Annotated in this window: 24 protein-coding genes and 1 other RNA gene; 11 read left to right on the top strand and 14 right to left on the bottom strand. The window is 58.4% G+C overall.

Features of this window, described 5'->3' with window-relative positions; genetic code table 11:
* Window positions 1-6: 6 nt before the first annotated feature.
* Window positions 7-807, top strand: a complete 801-nt coding sequence (locus J2S31_RS05115; RefSeq protein WP_237097988.1) for a prepilin peptidase — start codon at window positions 7-9, stop codon at window positions 805-807.
* Between the two features lie 34 nt (window positions 808-841).
* Window positions 842-1,453 (top strand): hypothetical protein, encoded by a 612-nt coding sequence (locus tag J2S31_RS05110; protein ID WP_237097987.1) that lies wholly within the window; start codon window positions 842-844, stop codon window positions 1,451-1,453.
* Here J2S31_RS05110 and J2S31_RS05105 read toward each other — a convergent pair whose 3' ends face one another.
* Complete coding sequence (locus J2S31_RS05105; RefSeq protein ID WP_237097986.1) at window positions 1,454-2,398, bottom strand: aldo/keto reductase; 945 nt, start codon at window positions 2,396-2,398, stop codon at window positions 1,454-1,456.
* Between the two features lie 137 nt (window positions 2,399-2,535).
* On the opposite strand from J2S31_RS05105, the gene J2S31_RS05100 reads away from it, so the two are divergent.
* Window positions 2,536-4,260: an ABC transporter ATP-binding protein gene (locus J2S31_RS05100; protein WP_237097985.1), complete on the top strand. Its 1,725-nt coding sequence runs from the start codon at window positions 2,536-2,538 to the stop codon at window positions 4,258-4,260.
* 25 nt (window positions 4,261-4,285) lie between these two features.
* Here J2S31_RS05100 and J2S31_RS05095 read toward each other — a convergent pair whose 3' ends face one another.
* The 12 genes from J2S31_RS05095 to pheT form a co-directional block, all read right to left on the bottom strand.
* The gene (locus tag J2S31_RS05095) at window positions 4,286-5,260 is read right to left on the bottom strand and encodes an acetyl-CoA carboxylase carboxyltransferase subunit alpha (protein WP_237097984.1); all 975 of its coding nucleotides are present in this window, start codon (window positions 5,258-5,260) and stop codon (window positions 4,286-4,288) included.
* Window positions 5,261-5,275: 15 nt separating this feature from the next.
* The gene (locus J2S31_RS05090; RefSeq protein ID WP_237097983.1) at window positions 5,276-6,340 is read right to left on the bottom strand and encodes a leucine-rich repeat domain-containing protein; all 1,065 of its coding nucleotides are present in this window, start codon (window positions 6,338-6,340) and stop codon (window positions 5,276-5,278) included.
* A gap of 70 nt (window positions 6,341-6,410) precedes the next feature.
* Window positions 6,411-7,427, bottom strand: a complete 1,017-nt coding sequence (gene lpxD, locus J2S31_RS05085; protein ID WP_237097982.1) for a UDP-3-O-(3-hydroxymyristoyl)glucosamine N-acyltransferase — start codon at window positions 7,425-7,427, stop codon at window positions 6,411-6,413.
* Between the two features lie 22 nt (window positions 7,428-7,449).
* On the bottom strand, window positions 7,450-8,160 hold the full coding sequence (locus tag J2S31_RS05080) for an ABC transporter ATP-binding protein (RefSeq protein ID WP_237097981.1): 711 nt from the start codon (window positions 8,158-8,160) through the stop codon (window positions 7,450-7,452).
* Window positions 8,153-9,421: a lipoprotein-releasing ABC transporter permease subunit gene (locus tag J2S31_RS05075; protein ID WP_237097980.1), complete on the bottom strand. Its 1,269-nt coding sequence runs from the start codon at window positions 9,419-9,421 to the stop codon at window positions 8,153-8,155. The genes J2S31_RS05080 and J2S31_RS05075 overlap by 8 nt, the downstream gene beginning before the upstream one ends.
* A 61-nt stretch (window positions 9,422-9,482) precedes the next feature.
* Window positions 9,483-10,985, bottom strand: coding sequence for a lysine--tRNA ligase (lysS, locus tag J2S31_RS05070; RefSeq protein WP_237097979.1), 1,503 nt, complete (start codon window positions 10,983-10,985; stop codon window positions 9,483-9,485).
* Window positions 10,986-11,070: 85 nt separating this feature from the next.
* Window positions 11,071-12,660: a ribonuclease Y gene (gene rny / locus J2S31_RS05065; RefSeq protein WP_371831627.1), complete on the bottom strand. Its 1,590-nt coding sequence runs from the start codon at window positions 12,658-12,660 to the stop codon at window positions 11,071-11,073.
* A gap of 51 nt (window positions 12,661-12,711) precedes the next feature.
* The gene (locus J2S31_RS05060; RefSeq protein ID WP_237097978.1) at window positions 12,712-13,284 is read right to left on the bottom strand and encodes a 5-formyltetrahydrofolate cyclo-ligase; all 573 of its coding nucleotides are present in this window, start codon (window positions 13,282-13,284) and stop codon (window positions 12,712-12,714) included.
* Between the two features lie 337 nt (window positions 13,285-13,621).
* A non-coding RNA gene (gene ssrS / locus J2S31_RS05055) (6S RNA) lies at window positions 13,622-13,797 on the bottom strand.
* Between the two features lie 66 nt (window positions 13,798-13,863).
* Window positions 13,864-14,187 carry a cell division protein ZapA gene (locus tag J2S31_RS05050; protein WP_237097977.1) on the bottom strand — a complete coding sequence of 108 codons (324 nt, stop codon included), beginning with the start codon at window positions 14,185-14,187 and terminating at the stop codon, window positions 13,864-13,866.
* 5 nt (window positions 14,188-14,192) lie between these two features.
* On the bottom strand, window positions 14,193-14,471 hold the full coding sequence (locus tag J2S31_RS05045) for a hypothetical protein (protein ID WP_237097976.1): 279 nt from the start codon (window positions 14,469-14,471) through the stop codon (window positions 14,193-14,195).
* 62 nt (window positions 14,472-14,533) lie between these two features.
* A complete protein-coding gene (gene pheT / locus J2S31_RS05040; RefSeq protein ID WP_237097975.1) occupies window positions 14,534-16,633 on the bottom strand; it encodes a phenylalanine--tRNA ligase subunit beta in 2,100 nt (699 codons plus the stop codon).
* 71 nt (window positions 16,634-16,704) lie between these two features.
* Here pheT and rnr point away from each other — a divergent pair, with 71 nt between their 5' ends.
* From rnr to J2S31_RS05010, 6 genes are all read left to right on the top strand, one after another.
* On the top strand, window positions 16,705-18,924 hold the full coding sequence (gene rnr / locus J2S31_RS05035; RefSeq protein WP_237097974.1) for a ribonuclease R: 2,220 nt from the start codon (window positions 16,705-16,707) through the stop codon (window positions 18,922-18,924).
* A 17-nt stretch (window positions 18,925-18,941) separates the two neighbouring features.
* Window positions 18,942-21,497, top strand: a complete 2,556-nt coding sequence (locus tag J2S31_RS05030) for a DNA internalization-related competence protein ComEC/Rec2 (protein ID WP_237097973.1) — start codon at window positions 18,942-18,944, stop codon at window positions 21,495-21,497.
* 155 nt (window positions 21,498-21,652) lie between these two features.
* Window positions 21,653-21,856 (top strand): hypothetical protein, encoded by a 204-nt coding sequence (locus J2S31_RS05025; RefSeq protein WP_237097972.1) that lies wholly within the window; start codon window positions 21,653-21,655, stop codon window positions 21,854-21,856.
* A 50-nt stretch (window positions 21,857-21,906) separates the two neighbouring features.
* Window positions 21,907-22,194 carry an Asp-tRNA(Asn)/Glu-tRNA(Gln) amidotransferase subunit GatC gene (gatC, locus tag J2S31_RS05020; protein ID WP_237097971.1) on the top strand — a complete coding sequence of 96 codons (288 nt, stop codon included), beginning with the start codon at window positions 21,907-21,909 and terminating at the stop codon, window positions 22,192-22,194.
* 2 nt (window positions 22,195-22,196) lie between these two features.
* On the top strand, window positions 22,197-23,648 hold the full coding sequence (gatA, locus tag J2S31_RS05015) for an Asp-tRNA(Asn)/Glu-tRNA(Gln) amidotransferase subunit GatA (protein ID WP_237097970.1): 1,452 nt from the start codon (window positions 22,197-22,199) through the stop codon (window positions 23,646-23,648).
* Between the two features lie 130 nt (window positions 23,649-23,778).
* Window positions 23,779-24,483 carry a hypothetical protein gene (locus J2S31_RS05010; protein WP_237097969.1) on the top strand — a complete coding sequence of 235 codons (705 nt, stop codon included), beginning with the start codon at window positions 23,779-23,781 and terminating at the stop codon, window positions 24,481-24,483.
* Window positions 24,484-24,522: 39 nt separating this feature from the next.
* Here J2S31_RS05010 and J2S31_RS05005 read toward each other — a convergent pair whose 3' ends face one another.
* Entirely contained in the window at window positions 24,523-25,320 is a 798-nt protein-coding gene (locus J2S31_RS05005) for a D-2-hydroxyacid dehydrogenase (protein ID WP_237097968.1), read from the bottom strand.
* Between the two features lie 339 nt (window positions 25,321-25,659).
* Here J2S31_RS05005 and J2S31_RS05000 point away from each other — a divergent pair, with 339 nt between their 5' ends.
* Both J2S31_RS05000 and J2S31_RS04995 read left to right on the top strand, forming a co-directional pair.
* Window positions 25,660-26,001, top strand: a complete 342-nt coding sequence (locus J2S31_RS05000) for an HU family DNA-binding protein (RefSeq protein WP_237097967.1) — start codon at window positions 25,660-25,662, stop codon at window positions 25,999-26,001.
* 127 nt (window positions 26,002-26,128) lie between these two features.
* Window positions 26,129-26,401, top strand: a complete 273-nt coding sequence (locus J2S31_RS04995) for a hypothetical protein (protein WP_237097966.1) — start codon at window positions 26,129-26,131, stop codon at window positions 26,399-26,401.
* Window positions 26,402-26,475: the final 74 nt, after the last annotated feature.

Here is a 26,475-nt window from a genome sequence, read left to right as displayed (position 1 = left end):
GCCCGCATGGACTTCTCTACATTCGCTCTCATTCCACCTCCCTTGCTCGCGGTCATCGGCTTCGTATTCGGCCTGGTGGTCGGAAGTTTCTGCAATGTGTGCATCGCACGCATGCCGAAAAAGAAATCGGTGGCGTTTCCCGCCTCGCACTGCCCGCACTGCAAAACCCCCATCCGCAAGCGCGACAACATCCCGGTGCTGAGCTACCTCATGCTCGGCGGACGTTGCCGCCAGTGCAAGGAACGCATCTCACCGGTGTATCCGGCGGTGGAACTGGTGACGGCTCTTTTGTGGGCGGCGGTGTTTTACAAATTCGGCTTCACCTGGACCAGTGCGATTTATGCCGTGGTCATGCCGACGCTCGTCATCATCACCGTCATCGACATCGAGCACCAGATCATCCCGGACAAGATCACGCTTCCCGGCATCGCCTTCGGTTTGATCGCGGGAACCTACCTGAATGGATTCGTGGATTCCCTGATCGGGCTGGTGGTGGGCGGCGGTCTGTTTTTGTTTCTGGCCGAGGTGTATTTCAAGGTGCGCGGCGCCATGGGCATGGGTGGCGGCGACATCAAGTACATCGCCGCGGCGGGCGCGCTATTGGGATGGGCGCAGGTCCTGCTCGTCATTTTTCTCGGCGCCATTTCCGGAGCCCTGTTCGGCGCGCTGGGCATGACCACCAAAAAATTGAACTTCCTCAGCCGGATTCCCTTCGGTCCCTTCCTCGCGCTGGCCACGATCATCTCCATTTTCTTTGGTGATGATATTTTAGGCCTTTACCTGAGCCTCATGGTTGTGGAACAATAACTCCCGTTCTGAAAATTCATTGCTGAGGAGAACCATGGAATCGCGTGACGAGAACCTGGAACCGGATCGTTCGTCCGGAAATGGTGAGGAAGGCGCCGCTTCCCCTTCCCCGTTGAAAGAAACCGACAGCCGCGAAACCGTTTCCACTCCCGCTGAAACGCATTCGGCTTCCGAGATGGACGCCCTGCGCGCGGAAATTCAAAAAAACCGGCGGGAGATCACCGTCGTCAAAACCATGCTGTACCTCAGCGTTCTCGCCATCCTCGGGATCACGTTTTACACCATCAACAAAACCCAGGTTCTGCACCTGAAGGATTTGGGAACGCAATTGACGCTGTCCCAAAGCCAGGCTTCCCTCAACCTGGGTGTCAAACAGAAAATCACGGAAGAACGGATCAAGGCGCTGGAGACCGCCCTGCAACAGGTGATGGAGGATGTGTCGAAGAAACCGGAATCGATGGCTCCGCAAATCGACCATCCCGGACAGGTGAACCGGTTGGAAGAAACCGTGACCGGCATCAACGGATCGCTTTCTCTTTTGAAGCCGGAAAACCCGATGGTGCGGGTGAAGGTCGACCTGGTGAAGGAAAAGACCGAGGATATGGTGAAAACCTACAAGGGCATCCTTCAGCAGCCGAATCCCTGATCATTTGACGGCAAAAATTTCGTCGAGGCGTTTCAGAACATCGTCCTCCAGTTTCCAGCCGACAGCCTGCACGTTCTCTTCCATCTGCTTTTCGTTTTTGACGCCGATCAAGGCCGTCGCCACCGCCGGCTGGTGCGTGACCCAGTTGATCGCCACATGGGCACAGGTTTTTCCCAACGCTTCGGCGATGGCTTTCATTTTCTCCACTTTCTCCACGTTACGTTCGAACGCCTCGCCCGTGAACTCGCCGATGATGCCCTTGCTCCGCCAGTCCTTGAACTTGGTGTCCTTGCCGTACTTGCCGGTCAACACACCCGAAGCCAGCGGGCTGTATGCCACGATGCCGATGTTTTTTCCGCGGCAATAGGGAACGATTTCTTTTTCGATCGACCTTTGCAGAAGACTGTATTCCGGTTGCAATGAGACGATCGGCCCCACCTCCAGGCATTCCTGCATCTGCCGGGTATTGTAATTACTGACACCGATGTGGCGTATCTTGCCCTGTCCCTTCAGACGCAACAGCGTTTCCATGGTCTCGGCCTGCGGCGTGTCCACATCCGGCCAGTGCACCTGGTAGAGGTCGATCACATCCGTTTGCAGGCGCTTCAAGCTCAACTCGATTTCTTCTTCAATGGACGCGCGCGTCGCCACTTTGCGGATGGAACCCAGCGATTCCTTCTCCCATCGCAGGCCGCACTTGGTGGCGTAGATCAGCTTGTCGCGGTGTGGTTTCAGAGCTTTTCCGATGAGCGACTCCGAATGCCCGAATCCATACACCGGCGCGGTATCGAAAAAATTGATCCCCAATTCCACCGCCTTCAGCAGGGCCTTCTCGGAGGCGCGGTCGCCTTCCGTCGTCCAGAACGGTGAGCCGCCGATACCCCATGCGCCAAAACCCAAAACCGAAACCTTCAAATCGCTCGATCCCAACTGTCGATATTCCATGCCTTCTCCATGCATCCAGAAGTTTTTATTTAAGATTCCCGCCTTGTCTGGTCTAATATTGAACCATGGACCTCAACGGGGTCAAGCCGCCATGCATGGCTCACACAAAAATAAGACAACGCTGACACACACGCATCATGAAATCACTCATCCGGGTTTTGGGCTACCTGAAACCTTACAAATCCTTTGTGGCGTGGACTCTGGGGTTCGCCATCCTGACCACGCTTCTGGATCTGGTGCCGCCCTGGCTCATCAAGATCATCGTCGATCAACTGGTGCAGGAGCAGACCGGCAACACGATCTACTGGGTCGTGCTGGTGCTCGTGTTGTCTTACTTCGGCCGTAACTTTTCCAACTACAAGCGCATCCGCCTCAACAACGACCTTGAGCAGAAAGTGGTCTTCGACCTGCGGTCGCATGTGTACCGCTCCCTGCAGAAGATGTCGCTCAAGTATTACGAAAACCGCGCCACCGGCGAGATCATGTCGCGCGTCAACGACGACGTCACCTACGTCGAGCGCATCTTCATCGACGGCATCGAGCAGTTGGTCACCGCCGTGCTGACGCTCATTGGCATCACCCTCATCATGTTCTTCCTACACTGGAAGCTTGCATTGGCATCGATGATCCCGATCCCCCTGCTGATCCTCGGTGCGTGGAAATACACGTTCAAGGCACATGATCTGTACCACATGGTGCGCGAACGGGCCGCAAAGATGAACGGCATCCTGCAGGACACCATCTCCGGCATGAAGGAAACCTTCGCTTTCAACCGGCAGAATCATGAGATCGAGCGATTCGAAAAACGGAGCGACGCCTACTGCAAAGGCACACTGGAGGTGATGAAGCTGTGGGCATACTACTCGCCCAGCATGATGTTTCTGGGGTCGATGGGCACGGTGCTGATCGTGCTCTACGGCATCGGCCTGGTGCGCGGCGGGGAGATCACCGTCGGCACGCTGGTCGCCTTCATCGGTTACCTCGCGCTGTTTTACACCCCGATCAACCAGCTCCACTCACTCAATCACATGTTGCAACACGCGCTGGCCTCCAGCGAGCGGCTGTTTGAAATCATCGACGCCGAACCGGAGGTGAAGGAACCGGCGAACCCCATCGTGCCGTCCACCCACGTGCGCGGCCACATCGCGTTCCACGACATTCATTTTTCGTACGTGAAAGGCAAAGAAGTCCTGCATGGCGTCTCTTTTGATGTTGAGCCGGGAGAAACCATCGCACTCGCGGGGCATACGGGAAGCGGCAAATCGACGCTGGTCAAGCTTCTCATGCGGTTTTACGATCCGACGGCGGGTGAAATCCACATCGACGGCTACCCGCTTCGCGAACTCAGTCTGTCATACCTGCGCGAGCAGATCGGGCTGGTATCGCAGGAACCGTTTTTGTTCAATGGAACCGTGGCAGACAATATCCGTTACGGCAACCTGCAGGCCTCCGACGAGGACATCCGCCGCGCGGCACAAGCGGCCAATGCCGCGGGATTCATCGAAAAGCTTCCCAACGGGTATGAAACATTGATCGGTGAGCGCGGAGTGAAGCTGTCCGGCGGGGAGCGTCACCGCCTGGCCATCGCCCGCGTGTTTTTAAAAGATCCACCCATCGTGGTGCTGGACGAGGCCACCGCATCGGTCGATTCCGAAACCGAGTTGCAGATCAAGGCCGCACTCCGCCAGCTCATGTCCAACCGGACGACGCTCATCATCGCGCATCGCCTGTCCACGCTGGAGGATGCGGACCGCATCGTGGTCCTGCAGGAAGGAACACTGGTGGAGTCGGGCACGCACGAAGACCTGATCCAGGGCGATACCAGTTACGCGAACCTGTTCCGGTCGCAACTCCACCTGTAAAGAAAGAAGAATCGGGGGGGGGAAATTATTCTTTAACCGGGCCGGTGACGAACTCGCCCAGTTTGCGGAATTTTTCCTGCCGTTGTGCAACCAACTGTTCGGCACTCATCTGCGTCAATGCATTGAGGTGCACGCGCAGGGCCTTTTTGAGCAGGATGATGGCGCGTTTGTGGTTGCGGTGCGCGCCACCCAGGGGTTCGGGCACAACCTGATCGATCACCTTCATCGTGATGAGTTGTTGCGCCGTCATGCAAAGCGCATCGGCGGCTTGCTTCACTTTGTCCTTGTCGTCCCACAAAATCGACGCGCATCCTTCCGGCGAAATCACGGAATAAACGGAATGCTCCAGCATGAGCACGCGGTTGCCCATGCCGATCGCCAGCGCGCCGCCACTGCCGCCCTCGCCGATGATGGTGGCGATGACCGGCACCTTGAGACCTGCCATGACGAACAGGTTCTGCGCGATCGCTTCCGACTGGCCCTGCTCTTCCGCATCGACGCCGGGGTATGCGCCGGGAGTGTCGATGAAGGTGACGATGGGCAGGTTGAACTTTTCCGCCATTTCCATCAGGCGCAATGCCTTGCGATAAGCGGCGGGTTGCGGCATGCCAAAGTTGCGCAGGAGTTTTTCTTTCGTGTCGCGGCCTTTCTGGTGACCGATGACCATCACCGTGAGGTCGCCGAACTTCGCCATGCCGCCGACGATCGGCGCCCCCAACCCGCCATGACGGTCACCGCTCAATTCCTGAAAGTCGGTGAAGATGCCGTTGATGTAGTCCAGCGTATAGGGACGCATGGAGTGGCGCGCGACCTGCGTTTTCTGCCAACCATCCAGGTTGTTGAACGTGTCGTACTTCATGCGCCGCAGTTTTTTCTTGAGCTTGGCGATTTCGTGGGAGATATCGCCGATGCTGTCATACATGTGCGACAGCGAAACAAGTTCGCGGATCTGGTTCTCGACCGCAAAAATTTCCTTTTCAAATTCGAGTATCTGCACCATGAGTCGTATCCGGAATCAGTAAAAGCCGAAGATGGGGTAAATGAGATTTTTGAGATAAGGAGACTGGTCGAGCGCCCGTGCACCCTCGAACCCAATGCGGTTCTGCCCCAGCCGTAGCATTTCCAACTGCGACAGGTGCTCCGCCTTCGCCAGGGCAAAGGCACCTTCATCGCCGATGTAGTTGAAGTTCAAATCCAGGTTTTTGAGACTGCGCAGGGATTTGGATTGGGCCAGCGCTTCCGCACCGCGATCGGTGATGTAATTGCCCGCGAGGCGAAGCGAACGCAATTTACTCACCTTTGGGGAGTTGGCCAGCGCCACGATGGCCTCGTCCGTCAGGTTGTTGTTGCTCAGGTTCAATTCCTGAATCTCACTGATGTAAGGCGATTCCAAAAGGATCAGCACCCCCCGGTCGCCGATATAATTTTTCTCCAGATTCCCCAGCGAGTCGGTGGCCTTCCATTCCTCGATCTTCTGCCGCAGGCGGAAGTCCTTCAAAGCCTGCGAACCTTCCTTGCCCATCTTGTTGTAGGCGAGACCGATGTGTGTCAGGCGCTTGAAGCTGGAGGAATGAAGGATGGCCAGCGTGCCGGCATCGCCCACCTCGTTGTAATTCAGGTTGAGTTCGATAAGCCCGGAAAGAGTCTGCGACTCCGCCAACGCCTTCGCCCCTGCGTCGCCGATCTTATTGTTGAACAGGTTCAATGTCTCCAGGTTGTTTAGATATGGGGACTCCGCAAGGTAACGCGCCCCGGCATCGGTCACACCATTGTTCTCGATCGACAACTCTTTCAGGTTTTTCAGGTAAGGCGACTGCGCCAGCGCGCGCACACCTCCGTCGCCGATGTCACCTTTATAAATCTTGAGAACGGTGACGTTTTCCAGAAGCGGCGAGTTGGCGAGGAACTCCGCACCGGATTCGTGAATGATCTTTTCATTCAGCTTCAGAGTCTGATCGTTGCGGCGCAGTTTCTTTTCTATATATTGGCCGAGGTCTTCCGGCGTCATTTCCCAGACCGCGCCGGAGGTCATGACCCCGAGGCCCACCCACAACAAAAGTGCCTTGCAGGTCGATTTCATGTTTCGATCTACCTTCCAGAATGACAAAAGTTCGCTAAAATACACTACTTGTTCATTTTAGCAAGCGCTTTCATTTGTTTTCAATCGCATTCAAGCGCTTTTCCAACTCTCGCAATTTCTGCGCCATTTCCGGAAGTTTCGGAAACATGGTGACATATTTCTTCCAAGTCATGCCGGAAACGGCGGGACTGCCGCCGTAGAAGCCCGCATCCGGTATGTCCTTGTTCACGCCGCCCTTCGCGGCAATGATCACCTGGTTTCCCAGCGTCACGTGATCGGCCAAACCCACCTGCCCGGCAAGGATGACATGGTGGCCGAGTTTGCAGCTTCCGGACAACCCCACCTGTGAGACGAGAATGGAATGCGGCCCGATGTCGCAGTTGTGCGCGACCTGCACGAGGTTGTCGATCTTTGTTCCCTGCCGGATGACGGTTTTGCCGAACGCCGCGCGGTCGATACAGGTGTTCGCGCCGACCTCCACATGGTCCTCGATGACCACACAGCCGACCTGCATGATCTTCACATGCTCGCCTTTTTCGTTTGGCGTGTAACCAAATCCATCCGCACCCACCACCACGCCGGCGTGCAGGATGACATTGTTGCCGATCCGCGTATCGCGGTACACGGTGACGTTGGCGTGCAGAGTGCAGCCGTTGCCGATGCGGCAGTTGTCGTGCACCACGGCGCCGGGATACAACACAGTATTGTCGCCGATGATCACGTTTTTGCCGATGGTGACGAAGGGAAGCACGGTGACGTTGCTGCCGAGCTTCGCCGTTGGATCCACGGCGGCGCGATCGTCGATGCCGGGTTCGGGTTTCGGCTCCGGATGAAACACGGCGAGGATTTTGGCGAACGCAAGCTGCGGCGCGGGATGGATGATCTGCACGATGCCGGTTTCCATCGGCTCCTTGACCAGCACCGCCGACGCGGCGCAGGTCGCCAGCTTGTCCTTGTATTTTTTATCTGCGAGGAAGGTGATGTGCCCGGCCTGTGCGTGGTCCAGTCCGCACGCGTCAGTGATGTCGATCTGGTCGTCACCCTGCACGGTGCCGCCCACCTGCGCAATGATGTCCTTGAGTTTCATACTGCCTCTTGGATGTGAAAGGTTACAGAATCAATTCTTTGTCGATCGGCTTGATCTCGCCGTCCACCAGTTGCAGGACCCGGTCCAGGCTTTTGGCAATACGAGGGCTGTGGGTGACGATCACGAACGTCTGGTTGGACTTTTTGTTGAGATCGCGCACGAGATCCATGAACGCATCGCTGGACTTGGAATCGAGGTTGCCCGTGGGCTCATCCGCCAGCAGAAGGTCCGGTTGATTGACCAGGCTCCGCGCCAGCGCCACGCGCTGGGTCTCGCCGCCGGACAACTCTCCCGGCTTGTGGTGCAGACGGTCTTTCAGTCCCATCTGCGTGAGCAGGTGCACGGCGCGCTCCCGAAGGGATCCCTCTTCCTGCCCACCAATGAGACCGGGGAACAGCGTGTTCTCCAGCGCGGTGAAATCCGGAAGCAGGTTGAACAACTGGAATACGAAACCGATGTGCCGATTGCGGAACTGTTCGAGGAATCCGTTTTTCTGCCTGAAGATATCCTGTCCTTTAAACTCGACCTTGCCCTTCTGCGGGCGGTCGAGTCCGCCCATAATGTGGAGCAACGTGCTTTTGCCCGCGCCGCTGGCACCGACGATGCCCAGGATCTCGCCCGTCTTCACCTGCAGGTCGGCGTTTTTGAGCACCTCCACCGATTCCGCGTTGCGCCGGTAGGCTTTCCACACACCGGTCACGTTGAGCAGGATGTCGCCGCGCGAATCATTCATAACGCAAACCGTCCACCGGGTCCAGCCGCGCCGCCCGCCACGCGGGATACAGCGACGCCGCAAAACAGATGAGAATGGAAAACACGATGATCAGAAACGAGTCGAAGTATTGAATCTCCGACGGCAGACGGTCGAGGTAGTACACGTCGCTTGGAAATGCCTGGATATTGAACACCGATTCGATGAAACCGACGATCTCGTTGAGGTTAGGCACGATGGTGAACCCCGCCACCACCCCCAGCCCGGTGCCGACGAGGCCGATGATCAACCCCTGCATGCTGAAAATTTTCATGATGCTTCCGCTGGTCGCGCCCATCGATTTCAGGATGGCGATGTCCTTGGACTTTTCCATGACCACCATGAACAGCGTGCTGATGATGTTGAACGCGGCGACGAGAATGATGAGGATGAGGATGATGAACATGGTGATCTTTTCCAGCTTGAGTGCGGAGAACAGGTTCTTGTTCATCTGCATCCAGTCGCGGGTGATGTAGGGGAACTCCAGCTTCTTCTGGATGGACTCGGCGGTTTTCCATGCGAGGTCGATGTCCTCGACCTTGATCTCCACGCCCGTCACCGTGTTTTTCATATTGAACAGCTTCTGCGCGGACTCGATGGACACAAACGCGAGGTTGGCGTCGTATTCATACATGCCAGACTCGAACAGGCCCACCACCTGCACCATCTTGATATTCGGGATGACGCCGAGCGGCGTCATGCGCACCGAAGGCGCGAGCATGCCGATGACATCGCCCACCGACGCGCCGAGCGAGCGCGACAACTCCACGCCGAGAATGATTCCCTGCCGATGGACGCTCGATTGGCCCGGTGATGTGCCCGCGAGGGCCTCCAGTTTTCCCTGAACCATGTTTTTCTCCAGGTCGGAGATGTCGCCCTCGCGTTTCGGATCGACGCCGCGGATCACCACGCCGGAGGTGCGCTGACCGTAGGTGAGCATCACCTGCTTGAGGATGAACGGCGCCGCCGCCTTCACCTGTTCGACCTCCCTCACCGTGCTCACGACGTTTTCGTAATTGGCGATGCCCTCGCGCTCGAAACTCGTCACCACGATGTGGCTGTTGGTGCCTAGGATCTTGTCGCGCAGGTTCTTGCCGAAACCGGACATGACGGCGATGACCACAATGAGCGCCATCACGCCCAAGGCCACGCCTCCGACGGAAATGAAGGTGATGAGGGAGATGAACTTATGGGATTTCCGGGAGCACAGGTGCCGCCAACTGACTCGTAATTCGTAACCCATGATGATGGCAAGTGAGGTTGACCGAAACCGGACCGCGGTCCGGATGATTAGAGTACGGCGTTCAGGATTCTTTTTTCAACTGCGGGAACAGAATCACGTCCCGGATGGACGGGGAGTTGGTGAACAGCATGGCCAGGCGATCGATGCCGATGCCCTCGCCTGCCGTCGGCGGCATGCCGTATTCCAGCGCGCGGATGAAATCGAGATCCATCCAGTGTGCCTCGTCGTCTCCCGCATCCTTCTGCGCCACCTGCTGTTCGAAGCGCGCTTTCTGGTCGATGGGATCGTTCAACTCCGTGTACGCGTTGGCCAGCTCCCGGCACCCGACAAAGAACTCGAAGCGTTCCACCAGGTTCGGGTCGTCTTCCTTTTTCTTGGACAAGGGCGACAACTCCAGCGGGTAGTCGGTGATGAACGTGGGTTGCACCAGCTTGGGTTCGACAAAGTGATCGAACAGCTTGCCCTGCACCTTGCCCAGCGTGTCGCGCTTTTCCAGCGGCACCTTGTGCTCCAGCGCATAGCCGGTGATCTTGTCGTAATCCTGAAGGACGTCCGCGGGCACACCGCCCAGTTCCGTGATCGACTGAAAGAATGTGTAGCGCTGAAACGGTTTCGACAGGTCGAGGGTTTCCGTGCGGCCTTCCTTGTCATTCAACGTGCACGAGAAGGTGAGCGTGTTGAACACGGTGGTGCCGATGTAGCGGAACAACTCCTCCGTCAGGTTCATCAGGTCCAGGTAGTCCGCGTAGGCGGTGTAAAACTCCAGCATGGTGAATTCGGGATTGTGCTGGGTGGAGATGCCTTCGTTGCGGAAGTTGCGGTTGATCTCGTACACCCGGTCGATGCCGCCGACCACCAGCCGCTTCAGGTACAGTTCAGGCGCAACGCGCAGGTAGAGCTCCATGTCGAGCGCGTTATGGTGCGTCTTGAACGGCTTCGCCGTCGCGCCGCCGGGGATGGACTGCATCATCGGTGTTTCCACTTCCAGGTAGCCGCGCTCATTCAAAAAGGTGCGGATGGCCTGGATGATACGGCTCCGGGCCACGAACACCTCTTTGACCTCCGGGTTGACGATCAGGTCCACATACCGCTGGCGGTAACGCAGTTCGACGTCCTTGAGACCGTGCCATTTTTCCGGAAGCGGCAGGAGCGATTTGGAAAGCAGGGTGACCTTCGTACAAAACAGAGTGAGCTCGCCCGTCTTGGTTTTGGACAAGCGCCCTTCAGCGCCGAGGAAGTCTCCCATGTCCACCTTGCTGAACCACTCGTAATTGTCCTCGCCGATGTCATCCTTCTTCACATAAATCTGGAACTGGCCGGTGCCGTCCTTGATGTGGCAGAACGTGGTCTTGCCGTGCTTTCTGCGAGTCATCACGCGTCCGGCGACGATGAAGTTCAGGTTTTCTTCATCGAGCGTTTCTTTGCTTTTTTCACCGTGTGTGGATAAGAGATCGCCGATGTGGGCATTGACCTTGAAGCGATTGATGTAGGGGTTGACGCCCATCTGCCGCAGTTCATCGAGTTTGTCGCGGCGCTGTTGTAGAAAATTGCTGGTTTCTTCCATGAATTCGGAGGTTAGGGGATTTGAAGGAACGCGCCCGCTTGAGGCAGGCGCAATGGGGTTTTCGGGTTGCTATCGGATCGCCAAATCAGCGGGCGATCTGCACAAAGCGGGATTCGCGCACCACGGTGATCTTGATCTCACCGGGATACGTCACTTCCTTTTCGATGCGTTTGGCCACGTCCTTGGACAGCAGGATGGCTTCATCGTCGGTGATGTTCTCCGGAACGACGACGATGCGCACCTCGCGCCCCGCCTGGATGGCATAGGTCTTCTCGACGCCTTTGAACGAATCTCCGATTTCCTCCAACTGCGACATGCGTTTGACGTAAGTCTCCAGCATTTCGCGGCGTGCGCCGGGACGCGACGCGGAGATGGTGTCGCCCGCGGCGACAAGCACGGCGTAAATGGAATCCGGTTCGATGTCCTCGTGATGCGCGCCGATGGCGTTGACCACGTACTTGTGTTCGTTGTAACGGTTGGCGATGTCCACACCCAGCTGCGTGTGCGTGCCGTCGGTCTGCCGGTCAACGGCCTTGCCGATGTCATGCAGGAGGCCGCAGCGTTTCGCCAACTGCACGTCCAGCCCCATCTCGGAAGCGATGGCGCCGCACACCCAAGCCACTTCCTTGGAATGCTGAAGCACGTTCTGCGTGTAACTGGTGCGGTACTTGAGGCGGCCCAGCAGTTTCACCATGTCCGGATGCATGCGGTCCACGCCCACGTCCATCACCGCCTGCTCACCGGCGTTGATGATGTCCTGGTTGATTTCCTTTTTGGACTTGGAGACGATCTCCTCGATGCGACCGGGATGGATACGCCCGTCGAGGGTGAGTTTCTCCAGCGCGCGGCGGGCGATCTCGCGGCGGATGGGATCGAAGCTCGACAGCACCACCGCCCCCGGCGTGTCATCGATGATCAGATCCACGCCGGTGCTCTGCTCCAGCGCGCGGATGTTGCGCCCTTCCCGCCCGATGATGCGGCCTTTGATATCGTCATTCGGCAACTCGACCACAGACACCGTGGTCTCCGCCACGTGGTCGGACGCCAGCCGTTGCACCGCCATGGAGATGAGGCGGCGCGCTTCCTCTTCCGCATTATTGCGGGCTTCTTCCTCGATGCGTTTCACCTGGCGTGCCGCATCCTGCCGCGCTTCTTCCAGCATCTGATTGCGGATGGCTTCCTTCGCCTCCTCGGCGGTGTAGTTGCTGATGGATTCGAGCTTCTTGATCTGCTCGATGACCAGCGTTTCGTATTCCTGCTTCTGTTTCGCCACCACCGCTTCTTTTTCGTCGAGTTCCTTGCCGCGGTACTCGAAACTGCGTTCCGCCTGGCGGTTTTTTTCGATCAGGTTGTTCAGCTCGGTTTCCTTCTGACGCAGGGATTTTTCCTGTTCGCGCAGTTCGCCCATCTCGCCTTCCAGTTCCTTTTCCATACGGGCGCGGATGGCCATCTGTTCTTCCTTGATCTGGAGCCCGGCTTCCTTCTTGATCGTCTCCGCCTCTTTTTCCGCCTCCTGAATGATCTTGGCGCCCAGTTCTTCCGATTCTTTCAGTTGCAGTTCGACCAACTTTTTACGCACCAGGTATCCGGCGAAAAACCCGAACCCCAGGGTCCCCACCAGGCTCACAATCAATGTCACCAAGCTCAATTCCATACCACCCGTTGCATTTCCCATGATTTACCTCTTTTATATTCCAAAGCACCCTGCCAGAACGGAGCTTTCCATTCAGCAATCAATGATTTTTGTCTCGGTTACGATCTGATGAACGCGTCGGTCCGAAGGGCCTTGAGGCAGGGTGTCGTGAATCTGAAAATCGAAAGCCAGTGCAACCCTGCCCGCGTGTTCATTCAACCGGTCCAGCAACCGGTCGAAATACCCCTTGCCATACCCGATACGTCCCCCTTCTCTGTCAAAAGCCAGCCCCGGCATGAAAACCAGGTCAATTTCCTCCGGCGGCACCCATTTCAGAAACCGGTCCTCCGGTTCGCGGATGCCGAACGGCCCTTTGCGGAACTCGATACTCCATCCCGGCAGGTGCGAGGCATGGAGCTCGCCCGTTCGGGGGTCGATGACCGGCACGCAAACCCGCTTTCCGGCATCCAGTGCCGCGGTCACCAATGCGTCGGTTTCCACCTCTCCGGGAATGGACAGGTAAACCAGCACGGTGTCTGCACGGTGGAATGCATCCAGCCCCAACGCCGTTTCGATGATACGGCTGCTAAGCGCTTTCAGGGTTTCCGGATCGAGCGTCCGGCGATGCGCCAGGATCTCTTTCCGGATGACTGCTTTCGAATGCAAAGAGCCCTCAATATTCCGTGGGTCGAAACAAGTTTAAGAGGGTCAGGCTTTGGAAAAGTGGACGGAAGCGGTTTACCGCATCAACCGGCCCCTTCCGAATCAAGGAAAGAATCGGGTTTGCAGCGGCTTGTGGCGCCGTGCCACAAACCAAAGGGCGAGAGCCCTCCGGCAAACCGTAGGGGAGTTGTCCAAAACTTATATGTAAAAACGTATCCCTGATTCAAGATCCGTTGATCCTTTTCCAGTTTCAGGCCGTGACAACCTGTGTTAAAAAACGCCCCCGTCACGAGGGCGGTTTTCGGCTTTACTGCCGCACACCCACAAAAATATTCAGAAATGCTTCCCCGCGTGTGCCGTGAAAAATCAGTTTTTGAACCTGCCAAGGACAGGTGGGCTCTCCGTGAACTGTTTCAGGCTTCCTCCTAGGGAGGCATGCTCACCACAGTCAGTTTCGATCCCGTTGATTCATGTTGGCTCAAGAATTGATTTTAAACTCGAGCACCACAGGGAAGCACTGTATCCCAATTTTCGATCAATCGTAGCACAACCCCCGAATCCCCTCAAGCCTATTCTTTTGTGTCATTTACCGGGGTTTTCGCGAACCTGCGCCAATTCGTTTTCCAGCTTTTCGGAAAGCGCCCGGGTGCGGTCTTCCAGCTCTTTTTTGTCCGCCTCGCTTTCCACCTTCAGGGCTTCAAATTGTTGTTTCAATTCAAATAAATCCTGCGCGATATTGAGCGCCGCCAGCACCGCCACATCCGCCGGAACGGTGCGGCTGGTGGACGAAAGCTCCCGCATGCGGGCATCCACATAGTCCGCCAACTCCTGCAACGACACGTTGGAGGAGGGAGCCTTGACCGTGTATTTCTTGCCGTATATCTGAATCTGCGTGCCGGAAGCCATGGCCGTCACTCTGCGGGAATGCGGTGAAGTTGTTCGAGGATGTGGCGTACTTTGGTCCGCATGGTTTTGCGTTCCTCCTCCCAGCGTTTCTGCTCGGCTTCCAGGCCGGCCAGCCGGCTCAGCTTCGCCTGGGTGCCGTTCTGTTCCTGCGACAGAGACTCCACCTGCTGGCGTAACTGCCGGAGTTCGGTTTGCAAGCGCGCGTTGTCTTCCCGCAGGGCGCGGGCGGTCTCGATCCATTCGGAGACGAGGCGCTCCAGCTTGTCAACCGGGTGCGTGGACATGGGCGAATCGTATCACCGGGCGGGTGGGGTGTCAATTGGCCGCGACCGGCCTCACGGGCGCATCACTGGTCGCGGAGCGACGCCCCCACCTGGTCTCCCAGCGCCTTCACGATGTTCTCAAAAACCGGATTCACTTCCTCGTCGGTCAAGGTCTTGTCCGGCGACTGAAACGCGAGGGCGTAAGTGAGGCTTTTCTTACCCTCAGGCAGTTTTTTCCCTTCAAACTGATCATACAGATCCACCCGGCTCAATAAGGGCTGTCCCGCCTCGCGGATGAGGTCGCTGACCGCTCCCGAAGCCACGGGCTTGTCCACCAGGATGGAGATGTCGCGGTAGGTTTCGGGAAACTTCGGCAGGGACTCGAACTTTTTACGTCCGGGCAGGACCTCCGCCAGGCGCTCAACGTGGACCTCCAACGCAAAGGCGGGGGTGTCGAGTCCCATCGCGGAGGCCAGCTTCCCTTCCACTTTTCCGCAATAGGCGATCTCCCGGCCCGACACGCTCCACGCCGCCGACTGCCCGGCGTCCAGAAACGAACGGTTCGCGGGACCTGTCTGGGCTTTCACGCCAAGCCCGTCCAGCAACAACTCCAGCGCACCCTTGATGTCGTAAAAATCATGCGCGGCGTTCGCTCCCTTCCACACGCTGGCGGGATGCGGCCCCGCCGTCAGCACGGCGATGCAGGTGTTCTGCACGGCTTCCTGACTGCCTTTGGGCGCGTGGAAAATACCCCCCGTCTCGAACAGGCGCACCGATTTGTTCCCTTTATTGATGTTGCTCACCGCGACCTTGAGAAGCCCCGGCAGAAGGCTGGTACGCATGGCGCCCAGCTCGGCGCTGATGGGGTTGTCGAGGTCGATCGTCTCCGCGTCCCCGGGCGCGAACGCGGTCATGAAATTCACCGCATGTTCCTTTTCGATGAAACTGTAGTTCACCGCCTCGGCGTAACCCAGGTGGCACAATCTTGCGCGGGCTTCCAGCACGAGCGCGCGCGTCGGCGAATCGATGACCGGCGACAACTCGCCTCTCGGGCTGGTGACGGGAACCTTGTCGTACCCGTCGAGCCGCGCCACTTCTTCGATCAGGTCGATCTCGCGTTGCAGGGTCGGGCGGAACGCCGGAACCTCCACCAGAACGCGTTCGCCCTTCTGCTCTTCTTTTACAATTTTCAGTCCCAGCCCCTTCAGATAATTGAAAATTTTATCGGCTTCAAGCGCAGTGCCCAGCACCTGGTTGGTGCGCGAGACGCGGAGAGCGATCTGTTGGCGCGGCACGGGATCGGGATAGATGTCCCAACGGCCGTTCAGTATCTCGCCGCCCGCCAGTTCGCGGATCAACAGCGCCGCGCGGCTTTGCGCGGTGATGACCGCCTCGATGTCCACGCCGCGCTCGAACCGGTACGAGGAATCCGAACGCAGTCCGTACTTCTTCGATGCCTGGCGCACGGTGATGGGATCGAAGTACGCGCTCTCCAGCGCCACGGTGGTCGTGTCCTTGGTCACCTGGCTATTGGCGCCGCCCATGATTCCCGCAAGAGCAATCGGTTTTTCTCCGTCGGCAATGACCAGTGCATCGGGGTCGAGCCGCAGTTGCGTGCCATCCAGAGCCACGAAGGCTTCCTGCCTGCTGGCACGGCGGATGAGAATGCGCCGGTTTTTAAGCAGGTTCAGGTCGAACGCGTGCAGGGGCTGGCCGTACTCCATCATCACAAAGTTGGTGATGTCCACGATGTTGTTGATGGGGCGGAGCCCGATGGCAATCAACCGTTCCTGCAACCATTGGGGAGACGGCGCGACCTTGACGTTGTCGATGACCAGGGCCGCATAGCGCGGGCACAGCTGCGGTTCCTCATTGTCCACTTTCAGGCGCTCGGAGGCCGGAGCCGGAGCGAACGCCTTTTCCAGTTCGGGATCGGGGTCCGGCGAACGGAACGCGGCCCCGGTGAAGCCCGCGATCTCCCGCGCCACACCTAAGTGACTCAGGCAGTATCCACGGTTGGGAGTGACGTTCAACTCCACCACCTCGGTGGTCCGGCCACCGCCCAGGTCCACCGGCTCGTCGGCTTCCACCTCCAGCCCGCCCATGGTCAACAGATGGCACAGGTCCTCTTTGGACATGTTCCACTCCACGTATTGCCACAACCAGTCCAACTGAACTTTCATGTCTCAAACCCTTGATTCGTAAAAACTCAAAGGATTATAGGTGAGTTGCCTTTAAAAAGCAAAACGCCTGTATGGGTAAGAAAAAAGAGTTTTCGGTTGGCTCCATCCGTTTCGGTTTCTCCGGGCGCGGGTTGGTGTTACGATGGGAGAACATTCTATTCTCGGCCTGCCCTCTTATGGAACTCAGCGAATCCGTCGTCCTCAAACTCCTTCACGAAAAAACCAACCGGCCGATGAAGTTTTCCGAACTGATGAAAACGCTCGGCATCCCGGAAACCCAGCGTCGCGAATTCCGCCACCTGCTCAAGGACCTCGCCAGCGAAGGCTCCGTCGTCAAACTGCGCGGCGGACGCTACGGCCTGCCGGACGAGATGAGCCTCGTCTCCGGCCTCCTGCACGGCCACCCGGACGGCTACGGCTTTCTCATCCGCGACGGCGACGAACCGGACATTTACATCAGCCGCCAGAAGATGGGCGGCGCCATGCACCAGGACAAGATCGTGGCGCGCATCGAGTCGCAGTACCGCGGCTACTCGCGGCCGGAAGGTCGCGTCATCCGCATTCTCGAACGGCGCACGCAGAAGCTGGTGGGCCTGTTCGAAGCGCTCAACCGCGACGGCTGGGTGGTTCCTTCCGACGCCAAATACTTTCAGGATGTGTTCATCCCCGGCAAGGACACACTGGGCGCGCAGTCTGGCGAGATGGTGCAGGTGGAGATCGTCGATTACCCGACGCGGAACCACCCCCCGGTGGGACGCGTCATCCATGTGCTGGGCCCGGCGGACGACCCGGCGGTGGAGTTGCGTTCCATATTCCACAAACACGAAGCGCGGCAGGAGTTCCCGCCCAAGGCCCAGCGCCAGGTGAAGAAGCTGAGCCTTGAAATTTCCGATGAAGAACGCGCGCGCCGACGCGACCTGACGGATCAGATGATTTTCACCATCGACGGCGAACGCGCCAAGGACTTCGACGACGCGGTCACCCTCACCCGCGAAAAAAACCTGTACCGCCTCGGTGTGCACATCGCCGACGTCAGCCATTACGTCACCCAAGGCTCGCCGCTTGACGAAGAAGCATTTCAACGCGGCACCAGCATTTATTACGCCGAGGGCGTCATCCCCATGCTTCCGTTCAAACTGTCGAACGAGGTGTGCAGTCTGCGCCCCAATGAGGAACACCTGACGCTCAGTTGCGACATCGTGTTCAACGACAAGGGCGAGGTGGTCGACCACGAGGTTTACGAGTCGATCATCGAAAGCAAGGTCCGTTTCACCTACACACAGGTGGCGTCTCTGCTGGAAGACGGCGACCCGGAAGGCCAGTTCGACGAGGTCATGCCGATGCTGAAGGACATGGAACAGTTGAGCCGCACCCTGCGCAAGAAACGGTTTCAGGAAGGCAGTGTCGATTTCAACGTGCCGGAGGCGGAGATCCTGATGACACAGGACGGAAAAATCCAGACCATCCGCAAGGCGCCGCACAACATCGCGCACGAGATCATCGAGGAGTTCATGCTGTCGGCCAACCGCATCGTCGCCGAAGACATGGCGAAGAAGAACCTGCCCGTCATCCACCGCATCCACGAAGAGCCGGATGCCGACCGCATCCACCGCTTCGGCGAATTCGCCGCGGACTTCGGCTACCGCCTGCCGTCGTTCAAGAAAGTGAAATCGACGCACCTGCAAAAACTTCTGGAACGGGCCCGCGGCAAACCGGAGGAACGCGCGCTCAATTACGTTCTTCTGCGGTCGATGAAAAAAGCCGTGTATTCGGAGAAAGACCCCGGCCATTTCTGCCTCGGCTTCGAGCACTACACGCACTTCACCTCGCCCATCCGGCGCTACCCGGACCTGTTCACCCACCGCGTGGTGAAGGAATACCTCGGCAAGAAGAAATGCTCGCTCAAGGAGCGCAAGCAGTTGATGAGCCAAACCGCGAAGGCCGCCGAACAGTCCACCGGCATGGAGATCAAGGCAATGGGCATCGAGCGTGAGGTCAGCGACCTGCGCCGCGTGCAGTTCATGGCGGACAAGCTGGGCTCCATCCACACGGGGCATATTTCGAACGTCACCTCGTTCGGCTTCTTCGTGGAGTTAAATGATGTGTTCGTCGAGGGACTGGTGCGGGTGTCGACCCTGGCCGACGACTACTACGTGTTTTACGAACACGAGCACGCGCTCAAGGGTCAGCACAAACACAAGACCTACCGGCTGGGCGATCCGGTGAAGGTGCGGGTGCAGAGGGTGGACATGGCGAAAAAGCAGATCGACCTGGCGCTGGTGATCCGATAGCGCCCAGACTCGCGGTTATGGGACCGTTGCTTCCTCATTTCCTGTTTTACCTGTCGGGGTTGTTCCTCGCCCATCCCGCCTCGCGCGGGTTCCTGTTTCCCGGCACCCTGCCACTGGTCACACTGGCGCTGGCGGTGGGATGTGCCCGCCGACTCCACACCCGTCGCGCGTGGCAATTCGTTCTGATGGCCGTGCTGTTCGCGTGGGGCGCGACGACGTCTTATCGCCATACGATCCTGCGGCCCGTTTCCCACATTCTGAATCATGTGGAAGATGGCCGCCGCGCCGATGTCACCGGCATCGTCACCCAACCTCCCCGGCAGTATCCCGATCGCGTGCGAGTGCGAGTCGATCTCGAATCCCTGCAATACGAAGACATACCCATCCCGGTCAGCGGGCGCGCCCGCATCACCGTATATGAAGCGGGAGCGGATCTGCGCGAGGGCGACCGCGTGCGCTTCGACCAGGTGCGGCTGAAGCGCCCGCGCAATTTCAAAAACCCCGGCCGCTTCGATTACGAACACTACATGCGGACGGAAGGGATCGACGTCACCGGCGGTGTGTCGAAGGCCGAACGGGTGGAACGCCTCGACACCGCACAGGCCACCACCCTCTCCCGCTGGCATGAGGCGGTACTGCACTCTCTGCGGGGTCTGTTCGACCGCAATCTCGACTCGCACAAAGCGGCGCTGTTGCGCGGCATGGTGCTGGGCGAAAAGGAATTTCTGAGCGAAGAGTTGCAGGAAGCGTTCCGCGCCACCGGCGTGGCGCACCTGATGGCGGTGTCGGGCCTGCACATCGGCTTCGTCGCCGGCGCGACGTATTTTCTCGTTCACCCCGTGCTGTGGCGGTTGTTTTCGAGATACCGTCCGCGCTGGGTGCTTCTCGGCCGCACGCAGAAATGGGCGGTGGCGTGTTGTTTCCTGCCGGTGCTGGTGTACCTGATGCTGGTGGGGAGCAAGGTGTCGGCCCTGCGCGCCGGGACCATGGTGCTCCTGTTTCTGACCGCGGTGCTCGCCGACCGCGAACGCAGTGTGCTGAACGCATTGCTGGTTGCGGCGTTCGGCATCCTGCTGTGGAGCCCCGGCGCGTTCCTCACCCCCGGTTTCCAACTGTCCTTCGGCGCGGTGTTCGCCATCCTGTACCTGCACCGCATGCTGTTGCAGGCGGAGGACGACGCGATCGATCGCCTCGGCGAACAAGCCTGGTACCGCCGCCTGCCGGGTTTGCGGGATGAGCGTGGCGGGGTGATCGCTTCCGCCCTGCGGTTTCTCTATGGCACCGCGTTCGTCTCCGCCGCCGCCATCCTCGGCACCTTTCCCGCGCTCGTGTACCAGTTCAACCGGGTGAGCGTGGTCGGGTTTCTGCTGAACCTCGTACTGGTGCCGCTGGCATCGGTGCTCATCCCGGCCACGCTGTTGATCGCTCTTCTCAACTCCGTGTTGCCGACACTCGCCGATTTGTTGATGAGCGGCGTCGACGGACTCCTCGGCGTGCTCGTCGCGCTTCCGGTATGGGCGGCATCGTTTGACTTCGCCTCGTTTTATGTGCCGACGCCGCCGGACTTCTGGCTGGTGTTTTATACCGCGCTGGTGCTCGGGGTCCCGGCTTACCTGCATCGTTATCATTTGTCCGCAAAGAGAACCGGGGAGACGCCGTCTCAAAAAACCGGGACCGCGCAACGCGGTCAGGCGGCGGGGCTGGCCCTGTGCGCGGCGGCTGTCTTTGTCTGGTGGGTGTGGCCGCAGTTTCCCAAATTCCAGAACGACACCCTTCGCGTGACCCTGCTCGACGTCGGACAGGGCGAGAGCGTGTTCGTCGAGTTCCCCAACCACGAGACGTTGCTCATCGACGGCGGCGGCTTTTACAAGGACGCGCTGGACGTCGGCAAGGCGGTGGTGGGGCGTTTCCTCTGGCACCGGGGAGAACACGGTCTCGATTACCTGGTGGCCACGCATTCCGATCACGATCACATCAGCGGCCTGCTGTCGCTTTCGGGGATCATGGACGTGGGACATTTTCTCGACCGCGCCCTGACCATCGCCGACATGAAGATCGACCGCTTGCGCCAGACGCTGGTGGCCCGCGGCACGAAGCGTCTGATTCTGGCTCCGGGCGAGAGCCTCGAGTTCGGCGAAGCACGCCTCACCGCCCTGCACCCGGGAAGACGATTCATCAAAACCGTGGGACTCGAACCCCGGCGCATCGGCAACGACCTGTCGTGGGTCCTGCGTCTCGATTACCGCGAGTTCAGCCTGCTGTTGACCGGAGACATCTCCGCCGAGGCCGAGGCGCACCTGGTGGCGTCCGGCGCGCCGCTTTCCGCCGACGTGCTGAAAGTGCCGCACCACGGAAGCCGTTACTCCAGTTCCCCGGAATTTTTAAAGGCCGTCGGGGCGCAGGACGCGCTCATTTCGGCAGGCTACGTCAACCCCTTCGGCCACCCGCATGATGAAACCCTGAAACGGCTGGCCGGACAGGGCGCCCGGGTGTGGCGCACCGACCGGCAGGGCGCGCTCACCGTCACCACAGACGGCCGGGATTGGCAGATCGAGACCCACGAGGGGCTTTAAGTGGCCAAGCGGCGCACCCTCAATCCATCTTCAGGGCATCCCTCCATACCCCATTTTTTCCCGTTGCCTCCCTTTCAGAAGGTTTGCGGAAAAGCCGGAAATCTGGTATAAACAGGCCCCAATCTCAACCCTTTACCCAATTGAGGCACACACGCATGGCAACGAAGGAACAGTTGAAAGGCCACATCGAAAAGGCCAAATCCAAAAAAGACGAGGCGAAGAAAAAAGCAGGCGACAACAAATACGATACGGATCTGCGCCAGTCCAAAAAGAAGTTCAAACGCCTGACCCGCAAATCCGCAAAGATCGATTACAAGGAAAAGATGCTGGCGGAGAAAGGCAAGAAGAAGAAAAGCTGACGCCACTTCAAAACCGCCCTGCTTTTTTTCTTAAACAGCCGCACAACACCATGTCCCACGACGACGTCGACATCCAGAAGATCGCCCACCTCGCCCGGCTGGAGCTGACCGCGAAGGAAAGGGAGAAGCTCGGCCCGCAGTTCCAGAAGATCGTCGAGTACATCGACCAACTGGGCGCGCTCAACACGGATAATGTGGAGCCGACCTCGCACGTCCTGCCCATCCACAACGTCCTGCGCGAGGATGAAGTGGTGGCGCGGTTTCCGCAAGCCGACTACCTGTCGCTCGCACCGCGCCACGACAAGGGTCATTACGAAGTGCCCAAGATCATCCAGTAGCCATGCAGAGACCCAGCCTGGCCGAAGCCCGCAAGCACCTGAAAGCCAAATCCTACTCCTCGCTCGATCTGCTGGAAGAGTATTACCAGCGCATCGACAAGGTGGATCAGGACATCGGCGCCTACGCACACCTGACGCGCGAACTGGCGGAAGAGCAGGCACAGGCGGCGGACGCGCGCATCGCGAAAGGCGAGGACGCTCCCCTATTGGGCGTGCCCATCGCCATAAAAGACCTCATCTGCGTGAAGGACACCCGCACCACCTGCTCGTCGCGCATCCTCGACAACTTTGTCGCACCGTACGACGCGACGGTGGTGACGCGCCTGAAAAACGCGGGTGCGGTGTTGATCGGCAAGACCAATATGGATGAGTTCGCCATGGGCTCGTCCAACGAAACCGCGTATCATCATATCACCCGCAACCCGTGGGACAAATCCCGCGTGCCCGGCGGTTCGAGCGGCGGCTCGGCGGCGGCGGTGGCGGCCAACGAATGCGTCGCCGCGCTGGGATCGGACACCGGCGGCTCCATCCGCCAGCCGGCCAGCTTCTGCGGCATCACCGGACTCAAACCCACCTACGGCCGCGTGTCGCGCTTCGGTCTCGTCGCCTTCGCTTCGTCGTTCGACCAGATCGGCCCCATGACCAAAACCGTGGAGGACGCCGCGGTGCTGATGAACGTCATCGGCGGGCACGATGCGATGGATTCGACCTCCGCCAACGTGGAACTCCCCGATTTCACCGCCACACTCGACCGCGACGTGAAGGGACTGAAAGTGGGCGTGCCAAAAGAATACTTCAGCGACGGCATCGACCCGCAGGTGCGGGCGGCGGTCGAGGCGGGCATCCGGCATCTGGAATCGCTCGGCATGGAGCGGGTGGAAGTCACCCTTCCGCACACACCGTACGCGGTGGCGGCGTACTACATCCTCGCCTGCGCCGAGGCCAGCACCAACCTGTCGCGTTACGACGGCGTGAAATATGGCTACCGGTCCGATAACGCCGGCAACCTGTTCGACATGTACACCCAGACGCGGGAAGAGGGGTTCGGTGAGGAAGTGAAGCGCCGCATCCTGCTCGGCACGTTTGTACTCAGCTCCGGCTATTACGACGCCTATTACTTGAAGGGGCAAAAAGTACGCACCCTAATCAAGCAGGATTTCGACACCGCCTTTAGGAAATGCGATGTCCTGGCCGCACCCGTTTCTCCCGTTCTGCCGTTCAAGCTGGGGGAAAAACTCGACGATCCGTTGCAGATGTATCTTTCCGACCTGCTCACCCTGTCGGCCAACCTGGCGGGCATCCCCGCGCTGTCCGTCCCCTGCGGCTTGTCTCAAGAGGGATTGCCCATCGGCCTGCAACTGATGGGCAGGCATTTTGAGGAAACCCTCCTGCTGAACGTCGGCCATCGTTTTCAGGACACGACGGACCACCACCTGAAAAACCCGCCTCACTGAATTTTAGAAGTTCCGAATATCAGGCATTTCAATTTTTCTTCAGACAAAAAGCTTTCAAGTATATAATTTAATAGACCGATAGGGGATTGGGGCTGTTTTTATAATACCCCTTTTGGGGGTGGAGCGGCTTATGTTTACAGATGAATTTCTGGATCACCTTCCAGACAATCCCGTGGAAGCTCTGGAGAAACTGATCCACAAATTTCAGGAGTGGGAAAGCGCCAACCGCTTCAAAATGAAGAAGCATCCGGATTTCAACGGGCACTATCCGGACATGCTGAAGGCTTATGCGGTCTTGCAGGCGTATTCCGAAGCACACGACCTGAAAATCGTGTTTCCCGATCTGAACGTCAATAACAAGGACGAAAACGTCCTGAATATCAGCAAGGCGTTCAACCACTACGCGAACAGCAAACTCCGTCAGCTCAAGATGGTCCAGGAAAAACTGGACTTTCAGCTGATCAAGGACCAGTACGCGCAGAAATTCGGGCGGAGCTTCGCCTACCAGTTTTCCGACGGCGACCTGCGCAAGACGCAGAATTTACTGCGCTTGCTCGGCCATATCGTGTCGCGCTCCGACTACCTCGACGAAAACCACATGAACCGGCTGGTGAACCGCATTCAGCGGTCCCTGCAGATTCTGCACAAAAAATCAGTCAACCTCGATCCCATTTGGGGGCTGATCGGCGACGCCGGCGTGGTCATCTCCCGCTACGGCTCCAAGGCCGACTCCATCGCCAACCGCATCTTCGAAATCATCGAGATCATCTGGCGCACGCAGGCCATCACCGAAAACCTCGAAAGCGGCATCAACAATCCTTTTCTGGGCGACTGACCTTCCCCAAATGCGAACGGCCCCCGGCAACGGGACCATTCAGATTTTTAATTTTCCAATCAATTCCTGAATAAACAGGTCCAGGTACTGCGGCGAGGCGGCGGACAGGTGCGGTTGGATGAGCACGTTGTCGAAATTCCAAAGCGGCGACGATTCGGGCAGGGGTTCCTCGTCGAATACGTCCAGGTAGGCCCCGGCGATCTGCCGGGTCTCCAACGCCCGCGCCAGGTCCTCCTCACGATACGGGTTGCCCCGTCCCACGTTGTACAGGTGACAGTGCGCGGGCAGTTGTGAAAAGTGATCGGCGGTGAGCAGTCCGTCGGTCTCATCTCCTCCCGGAAGAACGAGAACGAGGTGATCTGTCTCCGGCAGGACCTCGTTGAGGTGATCGACGGAGACGACGCGGTCGGACTCATCAAAATAATCGGGCCGCTCGTCCGTCCGCCGACGCACACCGGTCACCCGGCTTCCAAAGGGTTTCAGCACCCGGCCGATGGTCTGGCCGATCCGGCCGAAGCCGAGGATGGTCACCCGCGCCCGGTAGAGGGAGGTGATCTGTTGCGAAAGCTTGATGCGCGCCCACTTCTTCTGTTTCTGGAAGGCGTACGACGCCTCGAATGCCTTGCAGAAATAAAGCATGGCCCCCAGCACGCTCTCGGCCATCATCATGCCGTGGAAGCCGCCGTGGTGCACCGTGATGGTGGAGTCGGGCGGCAGATCGATCCAGTCGCTCCCTGCCGCGGGGGTGGCAACCCATTGCAGGCGCGGTGCCTGCGCCAGCCATTCGCGGCGGAAATACCAGCAAATGGCCGCCTCCGCCTCGGGAAGGCCCTCCAAAAATTCCTTTGAATGCAGGCACTTTACAACCCGTATCCCCGGAAATTGTGCACTTATTTGCTCAATATGGCGGTCTTGCAGGTTCCACACCCCCACATGAGGGTGGGTTAGGTAAATCAACAGGTTCTTCATGGGCTATTTTCAATGGGTATCAACTGTGGCATCAACTGTTCACTTTATTTCAAGCCGATTTATGAAAAAAGATAAACAAGTCGCTTCCTGCCTAAAACGGCTTTTTTCAAAATATTCAGAAATCAATGGGTTATGCCGTTAAGGGCTCATTGGCACGGTTCTTGAAGTCATGGATGCAAAACCAACTTTTTCCCAATGGGGGTAGCAATGATTCGATCCGATTTAGCCAACAAGTTAGCTCAAAAACTGGACATTTCCAAGCAGGAAGCCGACCGCATCCTCCTCACCTTTGTGGACGGCATCATGACCAACCTGGAGAAAGAAGGGCGTGTGGTGATTCAGGGATTCGGCTCCTTCCGGGTGCGCGAGTATCCGGCCCGTATCGGCAAGAAACCGGTGACCGGCGAGCCCATCGAAATTCCGGCGCGCAAGAAACCGGTGTTCCATGCCAGCAAGGAACTCAACGCGCTGATCAATCGCGAGAGCCGGGAAGTGCCGATCGCCCGCGTGTTCGTGGAATCCGCTCCGCTGTACGTGCAACGTCCTTAACGCAGGGCATCCCTGAATGGGTTTCCCTTAGCGCCCATTCACCCTTGTGCTATAATGGCGGCGGATTCGATGGCAGGGGGAGGATCTCCTCCCCTCATCCATCGACCTTTCACAGGAGGGCCCCGGCATGAGTGATCCCAACACGTGTTCCAAATGCGGTGAGGCGAGCATCCTGAAAGGAGACATCGGCCTCCGCACCAGTCGTGACCTGGAACTCATCATGGTCGTGCGCCAGGATCACGGCATCGAAAAGAAAGTGCCGCTCCAGCCCCGCGTGTGCGGCAAGTGCGGCTACGTCGACCTGTTCGTTGAAGAGCCGAAAAATCTCATGATCACCCGCAACGACAAGCCGGTCGATCCGGACTACAAACACCGGCCGCTCCTCGAGTACGATTTCTGACTTCCGCTTTCACCACATTCCTTTCTCAACGCGTCCCCTTTCTTTCGATGCGTCGAAAGCGGCGCAATTAAATC

The organism is Nitrospina gracilis Nb-211, from assembly GCF_021845525.1.
In the GTDB taxonomy this organism is placed as follows: Bacteria; Nitrospinota; Nitrospinia; order Nitrospinales; family Nitrospinaceae; genus Nitrospina; species Nitrospina gracilis_A.
This window is presented reverse-complemented; position numbering and strand designations above follow the sequence as displayed.

What these genes read in the sequence shown, in the direction of transcription:
- lpxD (WP_237097982.1), bottom strand. Translation starts at nt 7,427, where the DNA reads ATGAAACTCAAGGACATCATTGCGCAGGTGGGCGGCACCGTGCAGGGT.
- rnr (WP_237097974.1), top strand. Translation starts at nt 16,705, where the DNA reads ATGGGTAAGAAAAAAGAGTTTTCGGTTGGCTCCATCCGTTTCGGTTTC.
- J2S31_RS05090 (WP_237097983.1), bottom strand. Translation starts at nt 6,340, where the DNA reads ATGAAATCGACCTGCAAGGCACTTTTGTTGTGGGTGGGCCTCGGGGTC.
- J2S31_RS05000 (WP_237097967.1), top strand. Translation starts at nt 25,660, where the DNA reads ATGATTCGATCCGATTTAGCCAACAAGTTAGCTCAAAAACTGGACATT.
- lysS (WP_237097979.1), bottom strand. Translation starts at nt 10,985, where the DNA reads ATGGAAGAAACCAGCAATTTTCTACAACAGCGCCGCGACAAACTCGAT.
- J2S31_RS05115 (WP_237097988.1), top strand. Translation starts at nt 7, where the DNA reads ATGGACTTCTCTACATTCGCTCTCATTCCACCTCCCTTGCTCGCGGTC.
- J2S31_RS05030 (WP_237097973.1), top strand. Translation starts at nt 18,942, where the DNA reads ATGGGACCGTTGCTTCCTCATTTCCTGTTTTACCTGTCGGGGTTGTTC.
- J2S31_RS05110 (WP_237097987.1), top strand. Translation starts at nt 842, where the DNA reads ATGGAATCGCGTGACGAGAACCTGGAACCGGATCGTTCGTCCGGAAAT.
- J2S31_RS05080 (WP_237097981.1), bottom strand. Translation starts at nt 8,160, where the DNA reads ATGAATGATTCGCGCGGCGACATCCTGCTCAACGTGACCGGTGTGTGG.
- J2S31_RS05025 (WP_237097972.1), top strand. Translation starts at nt 21,653, where the DNA reads ATGGCAACGAAGGAACAGTTGAAAGGCCACATCGAAAAGGCCAAATCC.
- rny (WP_371831627.1), bottom strand. Translation starts at nt 12,660, where the DNA reads ATGGGAAATGCAACGGGTGGTATGGAATTGAGCTTGGTGACATTGATT.
- J2S31_RS05050 (WP_237097977.1), bottom strand. Translation starts at nt 14,187, where the DNA reads ATGGCTTCCGGCACGCAGATTCAGATATACGGCAAGAAATACACGGTC.
- J2S31_RS05045 (WP_237097976.1), bottom strand. Translation starts at nt 14,471, where the DNA reads ATGTCCACGCACCCGGTTGACAAGCTGGAGCGCCTCGTCTCCGAATGG.
- J2S31_RS05010 (WP_237097969.1), top strand. Translation starts at nt 23,779, where the DNA reads ATGTTTACAGATGAATTTCTGGATCACCTTCCAGACAATCCCGTGGAA.
- gatA (WP_237097970.1), top strand. Translation starts at nt 22,197, where the DNA reads ATGCAGAGACCCAGCCTGGCCGAAGCCCGCAAGCACCTGAAAGCCAAA.
- gatC (WP_237097971.1), top strand. Translation starts at nt 21,907, where the DNA reads ATGTCCCACGACGACGTCGACATCCAGAAGATCGCCCACCTCGCCCGG.
- J2S31_RS05100 (WP_237097985.1), top strand. Translation starts at nt 2,536, where the DNA reads ATGAAATCACTCATCCGGGTTTTGGGCTACCTGAAACCTTACAAATCC.
- J2S31_RS05095 (WP_237097984.1), bottom strand. Translation starts at nt 5,260, where the DNA reads ATGGTGCAGATACTCGAATTTGAAAAGGAAATTTTTGCGGTCGAGAAC.
- J2S31_RS05075 (WP_237097980.1), bottom strand. Translation starts at nt 9,421, where the DNA reads ATGGGTTACGAATTACGAGTCAGTTGGCGGCACCTGTGCTCCCGGAAA.
- J2S31_RS04995 (WP_237097966.1), top strand. Translation starts at nt 26,129, where the DNA reads ATGAGTGATCCCAACACGTGTTCCAAATGCGGTGAGGCGAGCATCCTG.
- pheT (WP_237097975.1), bottom strand. Translation starts at nt 16,633, where the DNA reads ATGAAAGTTCAGTTGGACTGGTTGTGGCAATACGTGGAGTGGAACATG.
- J2S31_RS05105 (WP_237097986.1), bottom strand. Translation starts at nt 2,398, where the DNA reads ATGGAATATCGACAGTTGGGATCGAGCGATTTGAAGGTTTCGGTTTTG.